Source organism: Microbacterium sp. NPDC055455 (genome assembly GCF_053619935.1).
In genome coordinates, this window is the sequence record NZ_JBSHLB010000013.1 from 1 (window position 1) to 7,518 (window position 7,518).

9 protein-coding genes and 1 pseudogene are annotated in these 7,518 nt (G+C 63.7%); 6 read left to right on the forward strand and 4 right to left on the reverse strand.

Going from position 1 to position 7,518, the window contains the following annotated elements; genetic code table 11:
* Nucleotides 1-524 (reverse strand): annotated as a pseudogene (locus ACWGUG_RS18425) (hypothetical protein); the annotation flags it as partial.
* A 301-nt stretch (nt 525-825) separates the two neighbouring features.
* Here ACWGUG_RS18425 and ACWGUG_RS18430 point away from each other — a divergent pair.
* Nucleotides 826-1,431 carry a hypothetical protein gene (locus tag ACWGUG_RS18430; RefSeq protein WP_452325504.1) on the forward strand — a complete coding sequence of 202 codons (606 nt, stop codon included), beginning with the start codon at nt 826-828 and terminating at the stop codon, nt 1,429-1,431.
* 224 nt (nt 1,432-1,655) lie between these two features.
* Here the strand turns inward: ACWGUG_RS18430 and ACWGUG_RS18435 are convergent, their stop codons facing one another.
* From ACWGUG_RS18435 to ACWGUG_RS18445, 3 genes are read right to left on the reverse strand one after another with little or no spacing between them, the layout of a single operon-like run.
* A complete protein-coding gene (locus ACWGUG_RS18435) occupies nt 1,656-2,492 on the reverse strand; it encodes a hypothetical protein (protein WP_452325505.1) in 837 nt (278 codons plus the stop codon).
* A gap of 20 nt (nt 2,493-2,512) precedes the next feature.
* Nucleotides 2,513-2,989 carry a hypothetical protein gene (locus tag ACWGUG_RS18440; protein ID WP_452325506.1) on the reverse strand — a complete coding sequence of 159 codons (477 nt, stop codon included), beginning with the start codon at nt 2,987-2,989 and terminating at the stop codon, nt 2,513-2,515.
* Nucleotides 2,937-3,719 (reverse strand): nucleoside hydrolase, encoded by a 783-nt coding sequence (locus ACWGUG_RS18445; protein ID WP_452325507.1) that lies wholly within the window; start codon nt 3,717-3,719, stop codon nt 2,937-2,939. Before ACWGUG_RS18445 ends, ACWGUG_RS18440 begins: the two co-directional genes overlap by 53 nt.
* Nucleotides 3,720-5,519: 1,800 nt before the next feature.
* Between ACWGUG_RS18445 and ACWGUG_RS18450 the strand changes: the two genes are divergently transcribed.
* From ACWGUG_RS18450 to ACWGUG_RS18470, 5 genes are read left to right on the forward strand one after another with little or no spacing between them, the layout of a single operon-like run.
* Nucleotides 5,520-6,131, forward strand: a complete 612-nt coding sequence (locus ACWGUG_RS18450) for an AAA family ATPase (protein ID WP_452325508.1) — start codon at nt 5,520-5,522, stop codon at nt 6,129-6,131.
* 10 nt (nt 6,132-6,141) lie between these two features.
* Nucleotides 6,142-6,354: a ribbon-helix-helix protein gene (locus ACWGUG_RS18455; RefSeq protein WP_452325509.1), complete on the forward strand. Its 213-nt coding sequence runs from the start codon at nt 6,142-6,144 to the stop codon at nt 6,352-6,354.
* Between the two features lie 60 nt (nt 6,355-6,414).
* The gene (locus ACWGUG_RS18460; protein ID WP_452325510.1) at nt 6,415-6,873 is read left to right on the forward strand and encodes a hypothetical protein; all 459 of its coding nucleotides are present in this window, start codon (nt 6,415-6,417) and stop codon (nt 6,871-6,873) included.
* 3 nt (nt 6,874-6,876) lie between these two features.
* A complete protein-coding gene (locus tag ACWGUG_RS18465) occupies nt 6,877-7,137 on the forward strand; it encodes a hypothetical protein (protein WP_452325511.1) in 261 nt (86 codons plus the stop codon).
* Nucleotides 7,138-7,150: 13 nt separating this feature from the next.
* Complete coding sequence (locus tag ACWGUG_RS18470; protein WP_452325512.1) at nt 7,151-7,378, forward strand: hypothetical protein; 228 nt, start codon at nt 7,151-7,153, stop codon at nt 7,376-7,378.
* Nucleotides 7,379-7,518: the final 140 nt, after the last annotated feature.

The following is a 7,518-nucleotide window of genomic DNA, read 5'->3' on the forward strand; positions in this document are numbered from 1 at the left end:
GGAGCCGTGGTGCCCTCATTGTTGGCGGCCACCGGCTCGGTGGTGGTCTGCTGCTGCGCCGGAGCCGTGGTGCCCTCATTGTTGGCGGCCACCGGTTCGGACGGAGCCGTGGTGCCGGTCTGCTCGGCGGGCGGAGCCGTGGTGCCCTCCTGGGCGGCGGGAGCCGACGGAGCCGTGGTGCCGGTCTGCTCGGCGGGCGGAGCCGTGGTGCCCTCCTGGGCGGCGGGAGCCGACGGAGCCGTGGTGCCCTCCTGGGCGGCGGGAGCCGACGGAGCCGTGGTGCCGGTCTGCTCGGCGGGCGGAGCCGTGGTGCCGGCCTGCTCGGCGGGCGGAGCCGTGGTGCCCTCCTGGGCGGCGGGAGCCGACGGAGCCGTGGTGCCGGCCTGCTCGGCGGGCGGAGCCGTGGTGCCCTCCTGGGCGACCGGCTCAGCCGCCGCGATGCCAGCCGTGGCGAGCGCACCGAGAACGCCAGCCACGCCCCCAGCAGCGACCCGCGCACCCAGGCGCATCTTCTTGTGCTTCACTTTTTATATCCCCTTTGGCGATTCCAGTTTGGAGGTGGAAAACAACCCGCACTATCCGGGCTGTGCAGCTTGTTGACACAACGACAAGCACGTCACAAACGCACCATTGGAGAACAAAAGTACCGCTAGGTAACACATGTTCCCCTGTGTCAACTTGCTACCACAAATCATACTAGTTGTACTATATTGGCGCAATACCCGGTACCATTACAGTCAGTGAGAAAATTCCATGTCGATCCTCACCAGGCCCCCGATCGCCACTTACCTCCTTGCAGCGACCCCAACAGATAGACTTATGCCCATGTCTCACGTCGCCGCCCCCCTTAGCGAACTTGTCTCGGCCCGCCGCGCCGAGCTGAAGCTGAGCCTGCGTGACGTATGGGCGAACGGTGGGCCTGCCGTGGCGACGCTGCGGAATATCGAGAGCGGCAAGGCGATCAGCTTTCGGGGGGAAACCCTCGACAAGCTCGATCAGGCGCTCCAGTGGCCCCCCGGAACTGCACGCCAGGCGGCAGGGGTGACCCCCGCCACCGTCGCTACCGACGGCCCCAAGGCGCACCCCTCCCCCGGCCATCCCCCCTCATACCTCCGGCTGGTGCCAGAAGAGCTTTCCGATCTCATTACCTGGACGAACCACGTCGGAGCAGTCCTCAAGGCCGTCACGTCCCGCAGCGAGCGCAGCCTGACCGTTGACGAGCTCGAACGGCTCGTCACGGCTCATCACGAGCAAAACGTGTGGGTTTCCGTCCTTGCCGGCGAATGGTTCGACGACCTCATCGAGCGGGACAAGGGAGACAAGACCCGCGAGCTGATGCGCAACGTTTTGCGCCAGGTTCCAGTCGAACCCGGTGCACCCTACGAGGATGTTCGCCGCGAACGTCGTCGCGCCCTCGGGATAGACCGGTAGGGCATCGTTACACTTTTACTTAATTAGAATCTCTGAGGCGCTTGTCCAGCGGCGGTGCTACTATCTCCCGCATGACACACGCTCTTGCTGACGAGCAGCGCACGACCCAGGAACTGTCCATCTCATCGCCCCAGGACGATGAGATGTCTACCCATGTCGCAGCGCTTGCGTCGCTCGTCCGCTCGCTCAGCGGCGAATGCACGGTCCTCTTTCGCGGCCAGCCCTCACCCGGCCTGCTTTCGGCCGTCGCCAAGGTCCAGGACGAAGCCCGCGTCGGCTAGATCCCGCAGGATCACCACCCACGCATAGCGCGGAGAAGCCATAGCCATGCGGTCGAGCCTTCTCGTTGACCCTCCCGGCAGGCTCAACCACTGTGCGACGAGACTCCTCTCAACGTCGTCCCCCCGTCGTGCTCTTCGCCATGTCACGGACGCGGCCATGACGACGATCGCCGCTGCAACGAGCGTCACCGCGAATACCCCGGCATCAGGCCGGCCAGGTGTCAGGTCGTCGGCCGCAATGTCCACGAGCATCTTCCCTGCCAGCGTGGACGCATCTACGGCAAAAGCGCCGAGAACGAGCGTCGGAACCACAGCCGAGGGCCGCGATCCCCACCCGCGCCCTGCTCGCCACGTCGAGACTGCGGCAGCGACCATAAGACCCGCTACCACTCCGGCGAAGGCAATGAAGTAGGCAGCAACGGCAGGCCCAGGAAGCGTCTCGACCCCCTCCTTGCCAGCCGCTGCGCCCGCCGCCAGCAACCCGGAGCCAACTACGCCGATTATCCCGAACAGCCGACGGCGCTGATGTTTGGTCGCCAGGCCGACGTGGGTCGCTTCAAAGACCGCTTGATAGAGCAGTGAAGCCGCCACCAGGCAAAGGACATGGACGACCGCCCTCCTTCCGCCAGCCGGTAGTCCATCCAGCAAGGGATCTTTAATCGCTTCCGCAACGGTAGCGACAGTCAGCGAGCCGACGAACAAGCGTTCATGCCGGCGCTGCGCGTTCCGCCAGGCAATTCCGCAGGCCAGCAGAAGCCCCGCGAGGATAACCAGATGCACTCCACCAGGAATTGCGGTTGTCACGACAGCACCAGTCCAATCAGCGCCGCAGTTCGCGCCGCCCCTCGTTCTTCCAACTTCTTCATCAGCTCGGACACTCCCCCGCCAAGAGCTGCCGACAGCCACCGGGCAGCCACCAGCTCCGCGTCCTGCTCCTGCCACGGGATGCCGCACTCAACATGCCCCAGCACCAGGTGCGCGACCTCATGGGCGACGACGACCTCACGCGCAACTCCAGATGCTTCCGCAGGAACCAGAACCGTCGCTTCCCGGCCAGTGCGCACGACCGCGCCCTCCGTCGTTGAGATTGACCCCTCAAACGTCTTGACCACGATCGGCCCGCCGAGTTTCGCCTGCCCCCACGCTATGCACCACGTTTCAAAATCCCCGGCAAACTGACGTACCGCACGCTCACCCTCGCGCGCGCACCACATCGCCCGCGACCTAGCCAAGATCGGCCGAAGCCGCGACGACGAGCCGACGGACGGATGCTTCATCCCTAAATCCTTCCAGAATCCACGCGGACGTGCCGAAACGCGAACTTACGATCCCGCTCGCGCCGATTTCGACCCTATTCCGCCGCCAAACTGGATCACCAACTCCGAACGCCGCACAAACAACCGCAGCGTCATACGCCGGAAACCGTCCACTGGGCTGCTCCCAGCGAGCCGACGAGCGCCGCCCGTACTCCATTGAGGCCCTACCCAGCCACGACCCAGGCAGCGGATGAACCATCGTCACCCCAGCAGCGACACGCAGCGGCACCCACCAGCAGTTCGGAACCTCCGCAGCTGCGGCAACGTCAGCCAAAACGTTCGTGTCTCTTACGCCGGCGGGACACCCCTGCACGCCACCGAGCGCCACCACCGCCCGCTGCGTCCCTTGCCAGTTCGTTAACGGCCCCAGCGCCGCCACCGGGCCACCGACCGACTCCGCTACCGAGCGCGAGAACGGCCGCGAACCGGGCAGACTCACTCGGCCACGCATTCCACCCAGACCGTCTACTCCGTGACCCCCCTGAGGACTCCACCCGTGCGGGTCGCGGCCGACCCACAAATTAACACTCGCGGCCCCCAGACGATCAAGCACGTACCCGGCGCTGCGGTATGCCTCATGTGCCGAAACATTGCCTCCAACCGTTGACACGCTCGTCACTCCCAGACGCACGGCAACTGCCAATGCCACCGAGTCATCCAGTCCACCGTCTGTATCAATATGACCGGCCATGTGCTACCTCTGCTATCGTGGAATCGCCTACCGACAACGGATTCTCGCCTGACGCGCCACTCTATGCGATGATAGGGCAGATTACGTCCTTGTCATTTACAGGAGGTCGCGACTCTAAACGTTTCTGACCAGCAGTAACGAAGCTACGCAAACTTCATATGAGGGGTCACCCACTCAGGACTTCGAGGAAGCGCCCGACCAAGCACTTCCACCGGTTCACTTTCTACCCGTGAACTACGCGAGGACATGAAAAAAGCCCCGGTTACCAGCCGGGGCTTCTTTTCGAAAGAGAGTGGGGGAAGAAAGCGCCAACTTCCTTCCGCGATCCCTCCGACCAAAGAGGGAATCAGTTGCAAACATCTGATGCCCAGGTTAGCCGTACCCATTTGCCAAGTGCAAGCGGAAACGCCGCGAACCTGGCTTTTTCATCTATCCATGCAGGTACACGTCCTGCCGTTCCCCCGCGACCAACCCAGCGGGAGCGCTACGAGCGTCGTTTGGCGTCGCTTTTGTTGCCGCGTCATACGCCGGCCAACGGCGAGTCCTGGTCACTGGATGAACTGGCCGCACCACTGATTGCGGCAGAAACTCACCTCACGGCTTCAAAACAGCCGGGGCGCTCCGAAGCCGAGCGCGGCCCACAGCGCGGCGACGCATTCATCCTCACCGCCCCCGCGACGCGCCCACGCGGATGGAGCAGCAGAAGCCGGTGGCTCCTCGCGGTGGCTGCCGTCCTCGCGACCGAGAAGGGCATCAGCGCCCGCGCTGGCCGCGTCTCCGTCGACGTGTGCCGTCGGGTAGCTCAGGTCATGGCGGAGGCCGCTGATGGCCGCACGGGGGCGCACAGCGCCCTCTCCCGCACGACTATCGCCAGTCGCGCCAAGTGCTCGGTGCGGGCCGTCCAGTACGCCAGGAGCGCCCTGTCGCAGCTCGGACTGGCCGTGGAGACCGTTCGGGGCCGTCACCTCACTCGCCTGGAACGAACCGCAGCCCTGCACCATCACGGACGTTTCCAGATCAGGGCTGCCTCGACATGGACGCTCCAAATGCTGCGGGAGCACGCAAAAGCGCTGGCTGTGGACACTTGCACCCCACCCCGTAGGGGTTCTACCCCTAGTAATTCTTCTTCTTTTCACTACTCACCAAAGACGGCGAAACGGGAAAACCCGCGAGAAACACCGTCCCTCCCCGCGCAACGGCTCGCGGCGAAGGTCATTGACCGCGCCCCGCAGCTTTGGAGGGGGCACGCGAACGGGCTGGCGAGGATCTTCGACACCTACGGAATCGCGACTTGGAAGCTCTCGGCCCTGTTCTGGATGCTCGACACGGATACACGCGACCGTGGATGGACTTCTCTTGCACGAGTGGAACGCCCCCACGGGTGGTGGCGCTGGAAGCTCGGTCAGTGCTCGGAGCGCATCGAGCGGGGCATCCCTGCCGACCTCGTGTACGCATCATGATATTGACGCAATGGCGGCATGGCGCAATGCCGCCAGGCGCAAATGCGCCAGCCAAAAGAAGTGCTAACGCGGGGGCAGGCCCCCTTGTTCAATGACCCTTCACTGCCGACCGGGCGAGATGATCTGACTCGATCCGTCAGTGCGACAGAACTACAGACACTACCCCCGTTCTGTGCCGTCATTGCGGCATGGCGGCATCCCGTCATGTCGCCAGGCGTTATGTCGTCATGCCGTCATCGCGGCATGGCGCATTGGGGGCACTGCGGCAACGCGGCATTGCGGCTTGGCGCAATGCCGCCTACGATAAAGACCATCCGAAGCGAAGTGGAGAGGAGCGAACATGATTATCGCCGTGGTCAACACCAAGGGCGGTGTCGGCAAAACGACCAGCAGCATCTACCTGGGCTTGGCGCTGACCGAAATGGGCCGATCCGTACAGGTGATTGATGCCGACCCGCAGGGCACTGCGTCGGCATGGGCCGACCGTGCGGCCGAGTCCGGGGAACCCCTGCCGTTCAGGGTCTCTCCGTCGAACAACCACATGCTGCGCAGGCTCGGTGCGGCAAGGCCCACCGAGGACGTCATCATCGACTGCCCGCCCGGGAACCCGGAAACGATCAGCGCGGCCGTCACTGCCGCTGACGTTGCAATCGTCCCGACCGCGCCGTCAACCGTCGATGTGGATCGGCTGTGGCCCACGCTCGACGGGCTGGGCGATGTGCCGGCGATCGTCCTCATCACCTCAGCGCGACTCGGGACGAAGCTGCTTGACGATGTGCGACAGGTACTGGACGACGAGGAAGTCAACTACTTTCGCGCCGCGATCATGATGCGTGAGTCCATCCGTTCAGCGCACGGCTCGCGCCCCAACCGGCTCGAAGGCTACGCCGACGTTGCCGACGAACTCGTCAACGTCGAAAACATTCTGATTGGAGAGAGCAATGGCGATTAAGCGCGAGAACATGAGTCGACTCAAGCCCAAGAACCGTGGAGGAGAGTCCACGCCGAAGATGGAGGAGGTGTTCAGGCCACCGCAGAAGCTCGTGAAGCTCAGCGTCCGAATCGACTCCGACCTGCATCGCCGATTCAAGGTGGCACTCGCAGCCAACGAGGAGTCGGCCCAGGAGATGCTGGAGCGGGCGATCATCAACTACATCAACGAATCGACTACGTAGCGCCATGCCGCATGGCGCATTGGCGCAATGGCGGCACTACAAGTCAGCTAGGGGAACATCATGACCAGCTACACCGGCATCGTCTCTCGCGTCGGGCGCGTTAACGCGCTGCCGTCGGGAAGTCCGATCGTCACCCACACCCTCATCGTTCCTGCCCATGCGGGCGGAGGAAAAGGCTACCGGCTCGAAGTCACCGCAGCCGGCCGAGCAGTCGAAGAGGTCGTCGGCATCGCAACCGGCGATCGTCTGACCGTCGAGCTTGAGCCGGCATCGCTCCGGCACGTTCTCAAGCCCCCTCGAATTGACCATCTTTACGCGGGAGTTCAGTCGTCCGAGGACGGCATTCGGATCATCAGCCAGCAGAACGGGGCGATCACCATCAGCCCCGAGGAAGCCCGGAAGATCCTTGATGGGCTTCTCGGAGTGCTCGACCCGAGGGGAACCATGCTGTCCAAGCGAATCGCCACCGAGGGGCATCTCGTGAAGGTGCTCAACCGTCAACCGGTCGAAACGGAGTAAACCATGTCCACCATTCACACCACCGAACCGCTGACGCAGTACGTCGAGGTCGTGCCCGACCCAGAGTCGGTCGGGCGCGAGCTGGCCAAGATTACCGTCGAAGTCAGTCCAGACGGCGTATCCGTCACCTCGACGCTGCCGGACGCGATCACCGAGCTGACTGTCCTTCAAGCGCGCCGATTTTGCGACGCATATAGTCGCGCTTACGAAGCATCGCTTTACTACTACAACGACCTCGACATAGCCGGCGTTCCGCCGAGCTAGGAAAGAGAGAGCCATGCTGGGAGTGTTCCTGTTCTTCTACTTCTACGTCGTCCTGATTGCGGTCGTCGTGGGAATCGCCAAGCGCTCTTGGCTGGCGTTCTTTCTCATCCTTGTTCTCGGCCCTGTCGGCCTTGTCGCGTTCATCGCTATCGCCGCACTTTTCGGCATGGGCCAGCAGCAGCGGAACATGGTGCATTACAGCAGTCACGACTGGGTTTCTAACGCGCCGCAGCGCTGGTGACCGTGTTGTCGTCCCACGGGGCGAATTCTCCCGACTAGGGAGACGTGAAAAGGCCCGGCCCCGTCAGGGGGTCGGGTCTTTTTGGCATGGACAAGAGGGGTGGGCGGGGAGCCGAGCCAGGCCACCATCCCGCGACCGGC